The organism is Sphingobium sp. DN12, from assembly GCF_051058005.1.
Lineage (GTDB): Bacteria > Pseudomonadota > Alphaproteobacteria > Sphingomonadales > Sphingomonadaceae > Sphingobium > Sphingobium yanoikuyae.
In genome coordinates this window covers 4060218-4076340 of the sequence record NZ_CP173717.1, presented here as the reverse complement: position 1 = coordinate 4076340, position 16123 = coordinate 4060218, and the positions used below count along the sequence as shown (strand labels likewise).

13 protein-coding genes are annotated in these 16123 nt (G+C 67.1%); 8 read left to right on the top strand and 5 right to left on the bottom strand.

Annotation, left to right across the window (positions count from 1 at the left end):
- Positions 1 to 15 precede the first annotated feature (15 nt).
- Positions 16 to 3459, top strand: a complete 3444-nt coding sequence (smc, locus tag ACI6S0_RS19350; protein ID WP_434404005.1) for a chromosome segregation protein SMC — start codon at positions 16 to 18, stop codon at positions 3457 to 3459.
- Between the two features lie 76 nt (positions 3460 to 3535).
- Positions 3536 to 4642 (top strand): pyridoxal phosphate-dependent aminotransferase, encoded by a 1107-nt coding sequence (locus tag ACI6S0_RS19345; protein WP_434404004.1) that lies wholly within the window; start codon positions 3536 to 3538, stop codon positions 4640 to 4642.
- On the opposite strand, the gene ACI6S0_RS19340 is transcribed toward ACI6S0_RS19345, so the two are convergent.
- Both ACI6S0_RS19340 and ubiA read right to left on the bottom strand, forming a co-directional pair.
- Positions 4639 to 6105, bottom strand: coding sequence for a phospholipase D-like domain-containing protein (locus tag ACI6S0_RS19340; protein ID WP_434404003.1), 1467 nt, complete (start codon positions 6103 to 6105; stop codon positions 4639 to 4641). The genes ACI6S0_RS19345 and ACI6S0_RS19340 overlap by 4 nt on opposite strands.
- The gene (gene ubiA, locus ACI6S0_RS19335) at positions 6102 to 7010 is read right to left on the bottom strand and encodes a 4-hydroxybenzoate octaprenyltransferase (protein ID WP_434404002.1); all 909 of its coding nucleotides are present in this window, start codon (positions 7008 to 7010) and stop codon (positions 6102 to 6104) included. The genes ACI6S0_RS19340 and ubiA overlap by 4 nt, the downstream gene beginning before the upstream one ends.
- A gap of 95 nt (positions 7011 to 7105) precedes the next feature.
- Between ubiA and ACI6S0_RS19330 the strand changes: the two genes are divergently transcribed.
- The gene (locus tag ACI6S0_RS19330) at positions 7106 to 7852 is read left to right on the top strand and encodes a 16S rRNA (uracil(1498)-N(3))-methyltransferase (RefSeq protein ID WP_004209289.1); all 747 of its coding nucleotides are present in this window, start codon (positions 7106 to 7108) and stop codon (positions 7850 to 7852) included.
- Positions 7853 to 7953: 101 nt separating this feature from the next.
- Positions 7954 to 9327: a glutamate--cysteine ligase gene (locus ACI6S0_RS19325; protein ID WP_434404001.1), complete on the top strand. Its 1374-nt coding sequence runs from the start codon at positions 7954 to 7956 to the stop codon at positions 9325 to 9327.
- Between the two features lie 18 nt (positions 9328 to 9345).
- On the opposite strand, the gene ACI6S0_RS19320 is transcribed toward ACI6S0_RS19325, so the two are convergent.
- Genes ACI6S0_RS19320 through ACI6S0_RS19310 form a run of 3 tightly spaced genes read right to left on the bottom strand, consistent with a single transcriptional unit; the run spans position 9346 to position 11947 of the window.
- Entirely contained in the window at positions 9346 to 10647 is a 1302-nt protein-coding gene (locus ACI6S0_RS19320; RefSeq protein ID WP_434404000.1) for a methyltransferase family protein, read from the bottom strand.
- A 50-nt stretch (positions 10648 to 10697) separates the two neighbouring features.
- The gene (locus tag ACI6S0_RS19315; protein ID WP_434403999.1) at positions 10698 to 11333 is read right to left on the bottom strand and encodes a DUF1345 domain-containing protein; all 636 of its coding nucleotides are present in this window, start codon (positions 11331 to 11333) and stop codon (positions 10698 to 10700) included.
- Positions 11334 to 11371: 38 nt separating this feature from the next.
- Positions 11372 to 11947 carry a peptidase S14 gene (locus ACI6S0_RS19310; protein ID WP_434403998.1) on the bottom strand — a complete coding sequence of 192 codons (576 nt, stop codon included), beginning with the start codon at positions 11945 to 11947 and terminating at the stop codon, positions 11372 to 11374.
- A 141-nt stretch (positions 11948 to 12088) separates the two neighbouring features.
- On the opposite strand from ACI6S0_RS19310, the gene ruvA reads away from it, so the two are divergent.
- From ruvA to ACI6S0_RS19290, 4 genes are all read left to right on the top strand, one after another.
- The gene (gene ruvA / locus ACI6S0_RS19305) at positions 12089 to 12694 is read left to right on the top strand and encodes a Holliday junction branch migration protein RuvA (RefSeq protein WP_037513240.1); all 606 of its coding nucleotides are present in this window, start codon (positions 12089 to 12091) and stop codon (positions 12692 to 12694) included.
- A gap of 75 nt (positions 12695 to 12769) precedes the next feature.
- Entirely contained in the window at positions 12770 to 13075 is a 306-nt protein-coding gene (locus tag ACI6S0_RS19300; protein ID WP_434403997.1) for a GIY-YIG nuclease family protein, read from the top strand.
- 58 nt (positions 13076 to 13133) lie between these two features.
- Positions 13134 to 14156, top strand: coding sequence for a Holliday junction branch migration DNA helicase RuvB (ruvB, locus tag ACI6S0_RS19295; RefSeq protein ID WP_004209282.1), 1023 nt, complete (start codon positions 13134 to 13136; stop codon positions 14154 to 14156).
- A gap of 177 nt (positions 14157 to 14333) precedes the next feature.
- The gene (locus ACI6S0_RS19290; protein WP_434403996.1) at positions 14334 to 16112 is read left to right on the top strand and encodes an AMP-dependent synthetase/ligase; all 1779 of its coding nucleotides are present in this window, start codon (positions 14334 to 14336) and stop codon (positions 16110 to 16112) included.
- Positions 16113 to 16123 lie beyond the last annotated feature (11 nt).

The following is a 16123-nucleotide window of genomic DNA, read 5'->3' as shown; positions in this document are numbered from 1 at the left end:
CCCCGGCGTTTCCCCATGCAGATAAAGCGGCTCAAGCTTTCGGGCTTCAAGAGCTTCGTCGATGCGACCGAATTGCGCATCGAGCCGGGCCTGACCGGCATTGTCGGCCCCAATGGCTGCGGCAAATCCAACCTCTTGGAAGCGATCCGCTGGGTGATGGGCGAATCCAGCGCCAAGTCGATGCGCGGCGGCGGCATGGAGGATGTAATCTTCGCCGGCACCACCAGCCGGCCGCAGCGCGACTTTGCCGAAGTGTCGCTGCTGACCATCCAGGAACAGGGCGAGCTGTTCAACGCGGTCGATGTCGGCGCGGATGGCGAACTGGAAGTCACCCGCCGGATCGAGCGCGGCGCGGGCAGCGCCTATCGCGCCAATGGCAAGGATGTACGCGCCAAGGATGTGGCGCTGATCTTCGCCGATGCCGCCACCGGCGCGCACAGCCCGGCGCTGGTCAGCCAGGGCCGGATCGCCGCCGTCATCGCCGCCCGGCCACAGGAACGGCGCGCCATGCTGGAAGAGGCGGCGGGGATCGCCGGCCTGCATGTCCGGCGCAAGGATGCCGAGCAGAAATTGCGCGCGGCCGAGGGCAATCTGGCCCGGCTGGACGAGATATTGGCCGACATGGACAGTCGTGCCGGCAATTTGCGGCGTCAGGCGCGCGCGGCGGAACGCTATATCCGCCTGTCCGAACAGATCCGCATTGCCGAAGGCCGGGTGATCTTCGCCCGCTGGCGCGAGGCCAATGCCAGTGCCGAGGCGGCGCGGGCCGAGGCGAAGCTGGCCGAAGCCACGGTGGGCGCGGCGCAGGAGGCGCTGACCGCGGCCAATGTCCATAGCGGCGCGGCCGTGATCGCGCTGGCCGAGCGGCGGGCCGAGGCATTGGCGACGCGCGATGCCGCCAGCGAATCCGGCCACCAGCTCAACACGCTGAAGGCCGAGCGCGACGGGGTGGTGCGCCGGCTGCATGATCTGGCGCAGCAGGCGGCGCGGCTGGACGAGGATCGCGAGCGTGAAGGCACGCTGGCCAATGACGCGGCCGAGGCGATCGCGCGGCTGACCGCCGAGGTTGCGAGCCTAAAGGCCCGGATTGCCGAGACCGAGGCGATGCGTCCCGATTTCGCCGCGCGCATCGCCCGCGCCGAGGATGGCGCACGCGATGCCGAGCTGGAGCTGGCCAGGGCGATGGCAAAACAGGCGGGCGAGCAGGCCGAGCTGCGCGTCGCGGAGGCGGCGCTGGCGGCGGCGCGCGACCGGCTGGGCCGGGCGGAGCAGGCGATGCGGCGGCTGGAGGGGGAGGCAGCGGCCTTGCCCGATGCCGCACCGCTGGAAGCGAAGCGCGACGAGGCGGCGGCGGCGCAGATCCGCGCCAATCACGATCGCGAGGCAGCGGAAGCGGCGATCGCGACGGCCGAGACGGAGCGGCAGGTGGCGAGCGAGGCGCGGGCGGCAGCGGAGGCCGCGCTGGCATCGGCGCGGGCGGCGCTGGCGGCGCTGGACAGCGAGGCGACGGCGCTGCGCAAGGCCATCGATACTGGCGGCAGCGGCCGGGCGCGGGCGCTTGACCAGTTGAAGGCGGCACCGGGTTATGAGCGGGCGCTAGCGGCAGCGCTGGGCGATGATCTGGAAGCACCGATCGGGGCCGAGGGGCCGCGCCGCTGGGCGGGTGCTGACGCGTTGAAGGATGATCCCGGCTTGCCCGACGGCGCCAGCCCGTTGGCCGCGCACGTGACCGCACCCGCGGCGCTGGCGCGGCGGCTGGCGCAGGTGGCGGTGGTGGAGAAGGATAGCGGCCAGGCGTTGCACGTGGGCCAGCGGCTGGTGACGCTGGATGGGCAATTGCGGCGCTGGGACGGCTATGTCGCGGTCGAGGGTGGCGCGGCGGCGGCCGAACGACTGATCCGCATCAACCGGCTGGAGGCGATCGATGCCGCGCGTCCGGCAGCGGCGCAGGCGGTCGAGACGGCACAGGTGGAACAGGCCGAGGCTGGCGCGCGCGAGAAGGCGGCGGTGGATGCGCTGGCGGCCGGGCGCACCAAGCTGAGCGATGCGGACCAGCGGCTGCGTGCCGCCCTGCGCGCGGCGGACGAGGCGGCGGGGGCGCTGGAGCGGCTGAGCGGCAAGCGCGAGGCGATCGAGGAACGGCTGGCCGAGGCACGGCGCGACCAGGGGACGGCGCAGGCCGAGCATGACAAGGCGTCGGCCGCGCGCGCCGCCCTGCCCGATGGCGCCGAGACGCGGGCGCAGGTGGCGGCGCTGTCGCAGGCGAGCGAGAAGGCGCGCATGGCCGTCAGCCAGTTGCAGGCCGACCAGGCGCTGGCCGACCGGGCACTGTCGAGCGACCGCGAGCGCATGGCGGCGGCCGATGCCGAGGCCAAGGGATGGAATACCCGCGCCGGCGAGGCCGCCAAGCGCATCGCCGCCATGGCATCGCGCGGCGAGACGGTGGTGCAGGAGCGCGCCGCAATCGAGGGCCAGCCCGAGGCGCTGGGCGCGAGCATCGCCACGCTGACCGAGGAGCGCGAGGCGCAGGTCGAACGCGCCGAACAGGCCCGCCGCGCCGAGATCGACGCCGAGGCAGTGCTGAAGGCGGCCGAGAAGCGTGCCGCCGATGCCGGCGAGGCGCTGGCCGGTGCGCGTGAGGCACGGGCGACGGCAGTGGCGCGGGCAGAGGCGGCGGACGAGCGGCGGATCGAGACCAATCGCCTGTCGGGCGAGCGGTTCGAATGCCCGCCGCCGGTGCTGCCGGAGAAACTGGGCTTTCCCAGCGCCGACATCCGCATCGCCCAGAGCGAGCAGGCCGAACATGATCGCCTCTCGGCCGAGCGGGAGCGGATCGGCCCGGTCAATCTGGTCGCGGCGCAGGAGTTGGAGGAGCTGGAGACGATCCAGGCGACCAGCCGGGCCGAAAGCGCGGAACTGACCCAGGCGATCAACCAGCTGCGCGGATCGATCGGCAGCCTCAACCGCGAGGGGCGGCAGCGGCTGCTCGCCGCGTTCGAGGCGGTGGACGGCCATTTCCGCCGGCTCTTCACGACGCTGTTCAATGGCGGCCAGGCGCATCTGGAACTGATCGACAGCGACGATCCGCTGGAGGCGGGGCTGGAGATCATGGCCCAGCCGCCGGGCAAGAAGCTGGCGGCGCTGACCCTGTTGTCGGGCGGCGAACAGGCGCTGACCGCGGTGGCGCTGATCTTCGGCCTGTTCCTCACCAATCCGGCGCCGATCTGCGTGCTGGACGAAGTCGACGCGCCGCTGGACGATGCCAATGTCGAGCGTTTCTGCGACCTGCTCGACGCGATGGTCGCCCAGACCCGCACCCGCTACCTGATCGTCACCCATAATGCGGTGTCGATGGCGCGGATGCACCGGCTGTTCGGCGTCACCATGGTAGAGCGCGGCGTCAGCCGGCTGGTGTCGGTCAACCTGCACGGCGCCGAGGCGCTGCTGGCGGCGCAATAGGGCCAGCGCTGCGCAACCGGTCCTTGCCGCCGCGCGTCGGCTGGCCAAGCTGGCGGCCTGATCACGGAGTTGTGCCATGGACCTGCCGCCCTTTGCCCTCGACCATTGGCTGTCGGCCTATGATTTCGCGACGCCGCCGATCGCCTATAATCTGGCTTCGAGCACCGGGCCGCGCTGGAGCGTGGCGGAGATTTGCGCGCTGGGCGACGCGCCGCTGGCGATCGACGACACCGTGCTGAGCTATGCCCCGCCCGAGGGAAGCGCGGCGTTGCGCGCGGCGATCGCCGCCTTTCATGACAGCGAAGCTGACAGGGTGGTGGTGACCACCGGATCGTCGGAGGCCCTGTCGATCTTCTTCTGCCTCGCGGCGCGACCGGGCGCGCATATGCTGATGCCCGATCCGGGCTATCCGGCCTATAAGGCGGTGGCGCAGGCCTGGGGGCTGGGGACGCGGCACTATGCGCTGACCCGCGAAACCGGCTTTGCGCAGGATGTGGATGCGATCCTGGCGCTGGTCGATGGCGACACCGCCGGGGTGGTGGTCAACACGCCGCATAATCCCAGCGGATCGGTGATGCCGCGCGCCGAGATCGCACGGCTGGCGGCGGCACTGGCCGAGCGCGGCGTGCCGCTGCTGGTCGACGAGGTTTATCATCCGCTCTATTTCGGCGCGCCGCAGCAATCGGCCGCCGGCATCCCCAACGCCTATGTCACCAGCGACATGTCCAAGGCGCTGTCGCTGCCGGGGTTGCGGATGGGCTGGATCATCGCGCCCGACGACGCGCAGCGCGCCCGGATCATCGATGCGCGCAGCTATTTCACGATCAGCAGTTCGCCGCTGCTGGAACGACTCGCGACCCATGCGCTGGAGCATAGCGCAGCCATCACCGATCGGTTGAAGGCCGTTGCCACTGTCAACATCGCTGTCCTCGACCGGCTGATCGCGGAAGCGAATGGCAAGCTGCAATGGGTGCGGCCGCAGGGTGGCACCACCGCCTTCCCCTGGCTGGGGGACGGGCGCGACAGCCGGCCGCTGTGCGAGGCGCTGGCGGCGCAGGGCGTACTGCTGGCGCCGGGCGACTGTTTCGGCCAACCGGCGCATATCCGGCTGGGCTTCGCGCAGCAGGCCGAAGGCTTCGCGATCGCGGTGGAGCGGATCGCGACTGCCCTCACCATAGTTTAGCTCCGGCCGAACCAGCCCTTCATCCGGCGGAACAGGCCGCGTTCGCTGACCGGCTCGAACATCTCGTCCGGGCCTTCTGGATCGAGCACCTCATTGTCGGCGAGCCAGGCCTGGACATCGGCAAGGTCCGGCACCTCATAGGGGCGCAGGGTGCGGCCGGGCTTGGTGCGCAATTCCTCGATCGCGGCGATCAGGCCGCGCTGGGCGATCACCGCCGACACACGCTCGCGCGGCAAATCGAGATGTTCGGCGATCAGGTCGTCGCGAATGGCGAGAATGGTTTCCTGCCGGCCGTCATTGCCGGGCAGCGCGGTGTCGATCACCACGTCGCATTCGGTGTCGAGCCGCATCGAGCGGTTGTTCATGTTGGACGAGCCGACGCGGATCAGCCGATCATCGACGATCAATATCTTGGCATGGACATAGATGGGGGCGCCGCGCGTGGTGAACGGGTGGTAGATGCGCAGCTTGCCATGCGGGTCGCGCTCCTTGAGCGCCTCGAACAGGCGGGCGCGCGCCGTGTCCATCGCCTGCTGTTCCAGCCAGCCATCGGCCTGGAGCGGGTTGATGATGACGATGTCCGGCCCGTCGGGATCGCCCAGCCGCTTGGCGATCGCCTCGGCAATGCGGCGCGAGGCGAAATATTGGCTTTCGGCATAGATGCAGTGCCGGGCGGCGGCGATCTGGTGGAGATAGAGCTTCTCGATCTCGATCAGCTCTTCCTGATCGTCCATCTTCGGCGCGGAGCGGGCGATGGCGACATCGACATGCTCGAAATGGACCGGCAGCGCGTCGGGCCAGCAATCATATTCGCCCTCGACCGGGGCCAGTTCATCGCCGCCGGCGCCGACCCAGCGGGCGCGGGCATGGTCGCCCAGCGCCATCGCCACCGGTCCCTGCAAGGCGGTCGTCGCATCATGCCAGGGGCCATAGGGCGAGCCGTCCGGATGGCGGCGCCCCAGTTCCTCGTCACGATGATGGCGCGTGTCCCAGCGGTCGCCGGTCATGTCGATGCCGCCGCAAAAGGCGAAACAATCATCGATCACGACGATCTTCTGATGATGGGAGGCGGCGGGCGGATGATGGCCGTCCAGCTTCACCGTGACGCGCGGATGGGCCATCCATTTGAGCGTGGTGAAGAGGTTGGTCGGCCGGACCATCGACTTCATCGCGCCCATGTCCCAGCGCAGCAGATAGATTTCCAGGTCCGGCGTGCGTTCCACCAGCCAGCTGATGAAGTCGCCGATCACCACCGGCGCGCCATCATCGGCCTGGTCCTCGCGGATCAGGCTGATCGCGGCGTCGAAATCCCAGCCGATCAGCATGATCCGCTTCTTCGCCTTCAGCATCGCGGCGCGGGCATGGCGGAAATAGGCGTCGGCATCGACGATCACGCTGGCGCGCACCGCCTGTTCGATGCGCCAGCAATCCGCGCCGGGGGTGGGAAGGCCGGTCATTCTCATGCGCCGGCACTCCCGACGACCAGACAGGCAAGGAACATCAGCAATCCTGCAAAACGGTTGGAGCGGAATTTGACGAGCGGATCGGTGCCGTCTTCCTTCAGCGTGCCGACCTGCCAGAGCAGATGGGCGGCCATCGGCGCCAGCGCGACCAGCGCCAGCAGCTGCGGCCGGACCTGCCAGATGGCATAGGCCCACAGCGCGAGCGCGACGAGATAGCAGAGCGTCACCCCGCCCCGGACATGGCGGCCCATCGACAAGGCGCTGGAGCCGATGCCGATCAGTGCGTCATCCTCCCGGTCCTGCAACGCATAGATGGTGTCATAGCCCAGCACCCAGAAGATGCAGCCGGCATAGAGGCACAGGCCCGGCAGGGTCAGCGCGCCGGCAATCTCGCTCCAGCCGACCAGCGCCGCCCAGGAAAAGACGATGCCGAGCCAGACCTGCGGCCAGCCGGTGATCCGCTTCATGAAGGGATAGGCGGCGACCAGCGCCAGCGAGCCGAGCGCCACGACCTGGGCATAGCCGCTGAGCTGAAACAGCACGATCAGGCCGATCATGCAGAGCACGAGCAGCCAGGCCCAGGCGGTCTTGACCGACATCGCGCCGCTGGCGAGCGGGCGGGCAGCGGTGCGGGCGACCCGCGCGTCGAGATCGCGATCGACGATGTCGTTGAAGACGCAGCCTGCGCCGCGCATCGCGATGCTGCCGAGCAGCAGCCACAGGATCAGCGGCCAGCGGGCAAAGGCACCGCCCGCCAGTGCCACGGCCCAGGCGCCGGGCCAGAACAGCAGCCACCAGCCGATCGGCCGGTCGAGTCGGGCCAGAGAGGCCAGGATTCGCGGGGTTTCCGGCAGGCGCGCGAGCAGGCCGCGCGCTTCGCTGTCGGGGACGATCGACTGATTCACTGCAACTCCGTTCGTCCCGCGCTTGTCGGGAACGCGCTTTCCTCTTTAGGGAAGATCGGGCCGACGACAAGCGCGGCCGGAATGGACGAGACAAAATGACCGCTACCCCCGCCTGGCCGCCGCAGAGCGCCCCGCGCCTGCATGTCGAAACGCTGCTGGGCGAAGGGGTCGCCGTGCCGGTGGACGGCAATGGCGCCCATTATCTGATCAGCGTGATGCGGGTGAAGCCGGACGATATCGTGCTGCTGTTCGACGGCAAGTCGGGCGAATGGGCCGCGCGGGCGCGCGATATCCGCAAGCGCGACCTGGTGCTGGAATGCGTGCAGCAAACCAAGCCGCCGGAGGTGGTGCCCGATTTCTGGCTGTGCTGCGCGCCGATCAAGAAGGGGCGGATCGACCTGATCGCGGAAAAGGCGTGCGAGCTGGGCGTGGCGCGACTGCAGCCGGTGCTGACCCGGCGGGCGGTGGTCGACAAGCTCAATCTCGACCGGCTGCACGCCCATCTGGTGGAGGCGGCCGAACAATGCGGCCGCACCGCCCTGCCCGAGCTGACCGAGATGGTGAAGCTCGACGCGCTGCTGAAGGGCTGGTCAGCGGAGCGACATCTGTTCTTCGCCGACGAGACCGGCGGCGCATCGCTGGACGAAACCTTGCGCGCCCATCCCGGCCCGGCGGCCTTCCTGGTCGGGCCGGAGGGCGGATTCGACCCGGCCGAGCGCGACGCGATCCGGGCGACGCCGGGGGCAGTGCCGGTGTCGCTGGGCCCGCGAATCCTGCGCGCGGAGACGGCCGCGATCGCCGCCACGGCGGCCTGGATGACGGTGAATGGCGACTGGGGCTAATGGTTTTCTTCCGCAACCAATTGAAGCGGACATAGGCCTGCCTTATCTGTCGCATTCGCGCCTCGATTTGACGCGCAAAGGGGAAAGATTAAGGGCGGGGCATGAGCACCAGAACAGACTCGGGCGGACATGATCCCGTCATCGAAAGCCGCGACCAGCTGATCGCGGCCTTTGCCAAGGGCGCCAAGCCCAAGGATCGCTGGCGGATCGGCACCGAACACGAGAAATTCGTCTATTCGACGAAGGACCATCACGCCCCGGCCTATGAGGAAAAGGGCGGCATCCACACGCTGCTGATCGGCCTGACCCGCTATGGCTGGAGCCCGGTGTTCGAGGGCGAGAATATCATCGCTTTGTCCGGCGCCGACGGCACCATCAGCCTGGAACCGGCGGGCCAGCTGGAACTCAGCGGTGCGCCGCTCGACAATCTGCACCAGACCTGCGCCGAGACCGGCCGCCATCTGGAACAGGTCAAATATGTCGGCGACATGCTGGGGCTGGGCTTCCTGGGGCTGGGCATGTGGCCCGACAAGACCCGCGCCGAGCTGCCGATCATGCCCAAGGGCCGGTACGACATCATGCTGCGGCACATGCCGCGCGTGGGATCGATGGGCCTGGACATGATGCTGCGCACCTGCACCATCCAGACCAACCTCGACTATGGCAGCGAGGCGGACATGGTGCAGAAGTTCCGCGTCTCGCTGGCGCTGCAGCCGCTCGGCACCGCGCTGTTCGCCAATTCGCCCTTCACCGAGGGCAAGCCCAACGGCTTCCTGTCCTATCGCAGCCATATCTGGTCGGACACCGACCCGCTGCGCACTGGCATGCTGCCCTTCGTGTTCGAGGATGGCTTCGGTTACGAGCGCTATGCCGACTATGCGCTCGATGTGCCGATGTATTTCGTCTATCGCGACGGCAAATATATCGATGCGGCGGGGCTTTCGTTCCGCGACTTCCTGGACGGCAAGCTGTCGGTGCTGCCGGGCGAGAAGCCGACCGAGAAGGATTGGGAGGATCACCTCTCCACTGCCTTCCCCGAAGTGCGCCTCAAGAGCTTCCTGGAAATGCGCGGGTCCGACGGCGGCCCGTGGAATCGCATCTGCGCGCTGCCGGCCTTGTGGGTCGGCCTGCTCTATGACCAGGGCGCGCTCGACGCCGCCTGGGATCTGGTCAAGGACTGGAGCATGGAGGAGCGGCAGATACTGCGCGATTCCGTGCCGAAGCTGGGCCTGGACGCGCCGGTGTCGGGCGGGCGCACGCTGCGCGACATCGCGCCACAGGTGCTCGACATCGCTCGCTCAGGGCTGGCCGCGCGCCAGCGGTTCAACGCCGCGGGCGACAATGAGACCGGCTATCTGTCGGCCCTCGACGAAGTGATCGCCACCGGCAAGACCCCGGCTGAGCGGCTGCTCGACCGCTATCATGGCAAATGGGGCGGCGATGTCAGCCGCGTCTATGCCGAGGAAAGCTTCTGATCTTCTACAGCCCGCCGGTCATTCGGCGGGCTGGGTTTCCCGTGGCGCGTCCGGCTTGCGGCCGATTACCCAGGCGAAGAAGCGTGGCACCAGCGCATTGCGCGCCATCCAGTCGCTATAGGCCTGATAAGCGGGATCGGCGGACAGATGCTGTTCCTCCGTCTTGGCCCGCCAATAATAGACAGCGTTGGTGACCCCCAGCAGCGCGCAATTGCGCACCATGTCGGTCAGGCTGCCCGTGGTGGTGAGGAAGGGCAGCGACGAGAACCACCAGAAGAGATTCTTGGTCAGATAGGCCGGGTGGCGGGTCCAGCGATAGGGCCCATGGGTCAATATGCCGCGATGGGTGAGGTTGGAGAAGCGGATGCCGAAGGCGACCGTCGCCCAGGCATAGATGGCGGTCAGCAGCACCAGCAAGGCGCCCAGCCCCCATTGCAGCGCCGGCATGCCCTGCGTCCAGACATCCCATTCGGCGCCGCCGCCATGATAGTCGAACGGCCCGCCCGCCCCCATCATGACGAAGGGCGGATAGCAGAGCAAAGCCGCGAGCCAGCCGCCCAGATAGGGATTGGCGGTGCGGATATGGGAATCCAGCGGTTTCATCGTCAGCAGATAGCCGACCGTCGCCATGCAGACGTCGATCATGAACATGATGCCGATCAGGAGACCGGTCAGCGCGACCGGATTGTGCAGCAGGTCGTCAAGCCGCCAGTCGATGACGCTGGAAAAATTGCCCGGCACGATGCTGATCATGAAGGCGGTGAAAAAGCCCTTCACCGCCCAGGCGCGGGCATGGTTGGCGACCTGCGCCATGTCCGCCTTGCCGGCCGCGCCGCCAATGACCCATTGGCCGAAGGCGAAACAGGCATCGCGCGGTTCGACCAGCCGGCGGTCGAGCCACATGACATAGGGAATGGACAGCAAGAGCAGCCAGGGCGCCGCCGCCATGAGCAGATCCATGGCGAAACGATAGCTGCCGGTCCAATACCAGCGGCCGATGCAGTAGCAGACGGCAATCGCGAGCCACGTCGCCCACAGGCCTGCGATCTTCACCAGGCTGATGTCGAGCATGCTGCGGACCGAGCGGGGCGGTGCGTTCCAGTCGACGCCGGTGCTGGGGTTGCGATGCACCTTGTCTACCAGCAGCGACCAGAGCACCATCGGTATGCCGCACGCGACCACCGCGGCCAGACCGGCATTCGGCCCGTTCATGCCATAATGGCGCGCCACCAGGGTCCAGAGGCCGAGGCCGACGAGGCCGGCAATGCCGACACCATGGCTGACGGCGGATTTGGGGCAGGGATCGACGCTCTTGCTCATGGGACCGGGCTTATAGCCGATATTGGTAAGCAAGCCATGAAGCCCATGGCTCAACCGCCCAATACGTTGATGGTGAAGGCCAGGATGCCGAGGTTGAAGACGAAGGCGGCGAGGCAGTGGAGCGTCACCGTGCGGCGCATCCCGGTCGCGGTGATCGACACGTCGGAGGTCTGGAAGGTCATGCCGAGGGTGAAGCCGAAATAGAGGAAGTCCCAATAGACCGGCTCGTCCGTGTCCGGGAAATCCAGGCCGCCCGCATCCTTGCCCTTGTCATCGGCGAGGTAGAAGGCATGGGCATAGTGCATTGCATAGACGAGGTTGGAAAAGAGCCAGGCGATGACGAGCGTCGCCAATAGCAGCACGACGCTTTCCGCATCGGGATGGCCCGGCGCGCTGGCGGCGACACCGACCGCGATCAGGATGACGATGCACACCACCCCGGTCAGCAGCAGCATCAGTTGCCGGTTGGCGTCGTTGAGCACGGCCTTGCGCCGCATCTGTGCCGGATCGGAATCGATCAGCGGCACGGCGGCGAGACAGAAGGCGATGGCGGCCAGGTCGAACCCGCCCATCACCGCCTCATGCCAGGGCAGCCAAAGGGCCAGCGGCGCGATCGACAACAGCAGCATGAGGAACATGCCATAGCGCCAGGGAAAGAGGGTGGATCGCGTCTGCGTCTTGGCCATGGCGCATCAAAGGCCTGAAAATGCCGCCGCGCAAGCGTTTAGAGCACGGTCGCCACCAGGCAGAGCGCGGCTGCCTCATTGGCTTCCAGATACCAGTTTTCCGGCGCGCGCTGCAGCACCTCCTCCATCGTCACCTGCGATCCCAGGATCAGATTGGCAAAGCCCTCATTCTGGATCGCGATCGATGCCTCGATCTCGTGCAGCGAGGCCTTCAATGTCGCGATGCAGGTGGAGAGCGGCCCTTCGAGATGGATATTCTTGGTGATGAGCCGCTCATGGATCATCAGCCGGGTGCCGCGCGTCAGATAGCGATTTTCGGTGGCGAAGAAGCTCATGAAGGTGGCGCCGGCGGAATAGACCGCGGTCTTGCCGAGGAAGACCAGCCGCCGTTCGGGATAGAGGTCCGAATGGAAGCGGATATCCTCCCCCATCATCCGCGCGATCTCCGGATCGCCGCCCAGGGTGGAAATTTCCACCACCACCAGCCCCTGCTGCGGCGCGGTGGACAGGCAATTTTTGAAATGCAGATACATGCCATGATCGACCACGCCCGACAGCATGATCGCGGGAAATTCGAAATCCTTGGGGGTCAGCATCGGCGCGGTCATCAGCATCGTCTCTTGGTCCTCTGGCGGATGGCAATCGACCGGCATTACGCACGGGCCGCCATTTGGTGCCCGAGCGGCCATGCGCTTTTGTCTGGCGCAGGGCGCAAGAGGCTGTAAAGAACAGATCATGACCATGGGGCAATGGCGATGATCGCGAAACTCAAAGGACGGCTGGACAGCACGGGCATCGACCATGCCATCATCGATGTCGGCGGGGTCGGCTATCTGGTCGGCGCGTCATCGCGGACGCTGGCGGCGCTCGGCCCGGTGGGCGAGGCGGTGACCATCCATACCGAGATGCTGGTAGCCGAGGATTCGATCCGGCTGGTCGGCTTTGCCCGCGCCGAGGAGCGCGACTGGTACCGGCTGCTGACCCATGTGCAGGGCGTGGGATCGCGCGTGGCGCTGGCGATATTGTCGGCGCTGGAACCGCTGGAACTGCATCGCGCGATCATGATGGGCGACAAGGCGATGATCGCGCGTGCCAATGGCGTTGGCCCCAAGCTGGCCCAGCGCATCGTCAATGAGCTGAAGGACAAGATCGGCGCCGCCCCGGCCGGTGCGCCAGGCATGCCGGGCGTGGTCGCGCTGCCGACCGGCAGCTTTGCCGCCGACGCGCTGTCGGCGTTGCAGAATCTGGGCTTCAAGCCGGCCGAGGCGAGCGGCGCGGTGGCCGCCGCCGAAGAGGAACTGGGCGACGGCGCCAGCCTTGACGCGCTGGTCCGCCTGGCGCTGCGGAAGGCGGCGAAGTGACGGCCTTCCGCCAAGGCCGTCATGCTGAACTTGTTTCAGCATCCATGGCGCCGGCTGCACCGAACGGAGGCATCAATGAAGCAGCCGTGCGTCTATATTCTGGCGAGTCAGCCATACGGCACGCTCTACATCGGCGTGACCTCCAACTTGCTGGGCCGGTTGATGCAGCATCGCGCAAGCAGGACGCCGAGCTTTACCGCTCGATATGGCGTCCATCGGCTTGTCCGCTACGAAGCCTGCGATACGATGGAACAGGCCATCCTTCGCGAAAAACAGCTGAAACGGTGGCATCGCCAATGGAAAATCAATCTCATCGAAGCCGACAATCCACAATGGCGCGATCTGGCGATGGAATTGGGATTGCCCCCCTTAAGTCCGTGACGGGGGCAGGATGGATGCTGAAACAAGTTCAGCATGACGAAATGAGTGATATCCGCTGATGAGCGAAGAGGATCGCCTGATCACCCCCGCCCGTCGTGCCGAGGATGTCGATGCGGCGTTGCGGCCCAAGTCGCTCGACGAATTTGTCGGGCAGCAGGCGGCGCGCGAGAATCTGCGTATCTTCATCCAGGCGGCGCGCACCCGTGGCGAGGCGCTGGACCATGTGCTGTTCTTCGGCCCGCCGGGCCTTGGCAAGACGACGCTGGCCCAGATCGTCGCCAAGGAAATGGGCGTGGGTTTCCGCGCCACGTCCGGCCCCGTGATAGCCAAGTCCGGCGACCTGGCCGCGTTGCTCACCAATCTGGACGAGGGCGATGTCCTGTTCGTCGACGAGATTCACCGGCTCAATCCGGCGGTCGAGGAAGTGCTCTATCCCGCGATGGAGGACCGGGCGCTCGACCTGATGATCGGCGAGGGACCGTCGGCCCGCTCGGTGCGGATCGACCTGCCGCGCTTCACCCTGGTCGGCGCAACAACGCGCCAGGGGTTGCTGACGACGCCGCTGCGCGATCGTTTCGGCATTCCGGTGCGGCTGCAATTCTACACGGTCGATGAACTGGAGCTGGTGGTGCGGCGCGCGGCGCGGCTGCTGGATCTGGCGATCACGTCGGACGGCGCGATCGAGATCGCCCGCCGGTCGCGCGGGACGCCGCGCATCGCCGGGCGGCTGCTGCGCCGGGTGCGCGACTTTGCAAATGTCGCCGGCGCCCCGACCGTCGATGCCAAGGTGGCGGACGCGGCGCTGCAGCGGCTGGAGGTCGATCATCTCGGCCTCGACCTGATGGACCGGCGCTATCTCCACATGATCGCCGACATCTATCGTGGCGGGCCGGTGGGGGTCGAGACGCTGGCGGCGGGGCTGTCCGAAGCGCGCGACACGATCGAGGAAGTGGTCGAACCCTATCTGATCCAGTTGGGGCTGATCGCCCGCACCGCACGGGGGCGTTGCCTCAACGGGCCGGGCTGGAAGCATCTGGGCCTCAATCCCCCGGCCGGGTCGCAGGACGGGCTGTTCGACTGATCCCATTGGCGCTTGCGCCATTCGGCCAGCCTTTCTAGAGCGCGCGCTTTCCCGATTCGACGCAGCGATATGCGCCGAAACCGGTTATTGTGCATGGCCGTTACGGCAAGGCCGGGCTATAGCCAGCTGGCGCTGCAGGCGCGCGGCAGACGCGCCGATGTAAGAGGAGTTGAGCCTGTGAGGGCGATCGAACGTTTCCCCAATCTGGTCACCATGTTCTTTGCCCGTGCCAAGGAAAAGGGCGACGCGCCCTTCCTGTGGCGCAAGACGCAGGGGACTTGGCAGTCGCTGAGTTGGGCCGAAGTCGCGCGCCAGGTGGCGGCGATGGCGGCCGGGCTGAAGGCGGAAGGGCTGAAGCCCGGCGATCCGGTGATGCTGGTCAGCGAAAATCGCCCGGAATTCTGCATCGCCGACCTCGCCATCATGGCGGCCGGCTGCATCACGGTGCCGACCTACACCACCAATACGACGCGTGACCATCAGCATATCCTGACCGACAGCGGCGCGCGTGCGGTGATCGTGTCGACCGCCAAGCTGGCGACCACGCTGATGCCCGCGGTGCTGCGATCGCAGGTCAGCCTGGTCATTCCGATGGAGCCGATCCGCGGTGCGCAGGGCAATTATACCTGCCGCCTGTGGTCCGACCTGATCGCCGCCCATCCGGCCGATGTCGATGCCTGCGCGCTGGCCCAGACCGCCGTGCGCAGCGACCAGGCGTGCATCATCTATACCAGCGGCACCGGCGGCGCCCCGCGCGGCGTGATGCAGCATCATGGCGCGATCCTGGCCAATGTCGAAGGCGCGGGACAGGTGGTGCTGGAGGATTTTGGCTGGGGCGACGAGGTTTTCCTGTCCTTCCTGCCCCTGAGCCATGCCTATGAGCATAGCGGCGGCCAGTTCCTGCCGATGCTGCTGGGCGGGCAGATCTATTATGCCGAAGGGCTGGAGAAGCTGGCCAGCAATATCGAGGAAGCCCGGCCGACCATCATGGTCGTGGTGCCGCGCCTGTTCGAGGTGCTGCGCACCCGCATCATCAAGTCGATCGAGAAGCAGGGCAAATTCCCCACCTATCTGCTCAACCAAGCGCTGCGGATCGCCGCCAAGGAGCAGCAGGGCAAGTCGTCGATCGTCGACCTGCCGATGAAGGCGCTTTTGGCGCGCACCCTGATCCCCAAGATTCGCGCGCGGTTCGGCGGGCGGATGAAGGCGCTGGTGTCGGGCGGCGCGCCGCTGAACCCGGATGTCGGCCTGTTCTTCGAGGCGATGGGGCTGATGCTGCTGCAGGGCTATGGCCAGACCGAGGCCGGGCCGGTGATCAGTTGCAACCGCCCCGCCGCCGGCATCGCGATGGACACGGTCGGCCCGCCGCTGGACGGGGTCGAGGTCAAGATCGCAGAGGATGGCGAGATATTGGTGCGCGGCGAGCTGGTGATGCACGGCTATTGGCGCAACCCGGCCGAGACCGAGAAGGTGCTGAAGGATGGCTGGCTGCACACCGGCGACATTGGCGAGATCGACGATCGCGGCCGCATCCGCATCACCGACCGCAAGAAGGATCTGATCGTCAACGACAAGGGCGACAATGTGTCCCCACAGAAGGTCGAGGGCATGCTGACGCTGCAGCCGGAGATCGGCCAGGCGATGGTCTATGGTGATCGTCGCCCGCATCTGGTCGGCCTGCTGGTGCCGGATTCGGAATGGACGATGGAATGGGCGGCGGCCAATGGCCGGCCGATCAAGGGCATCACCGATGATCCGACCTATCTGGCGGCGCTGCGCGCGGCGGTCGACCGGGTTAATGACGATCTGTCGGTGATCGAGCGGGTGCGCCGCTTCATCTTGGCGGATGAGCCGTTCGCGATCGAGAATGAGGAACTGACGCCGTCGATGAAGATCCGACGCCATGTCATCCGCAAACGCTATCAGGACCGGCTGGACGCGCTCTATAAAGGGTAAGCGCGTCCCCG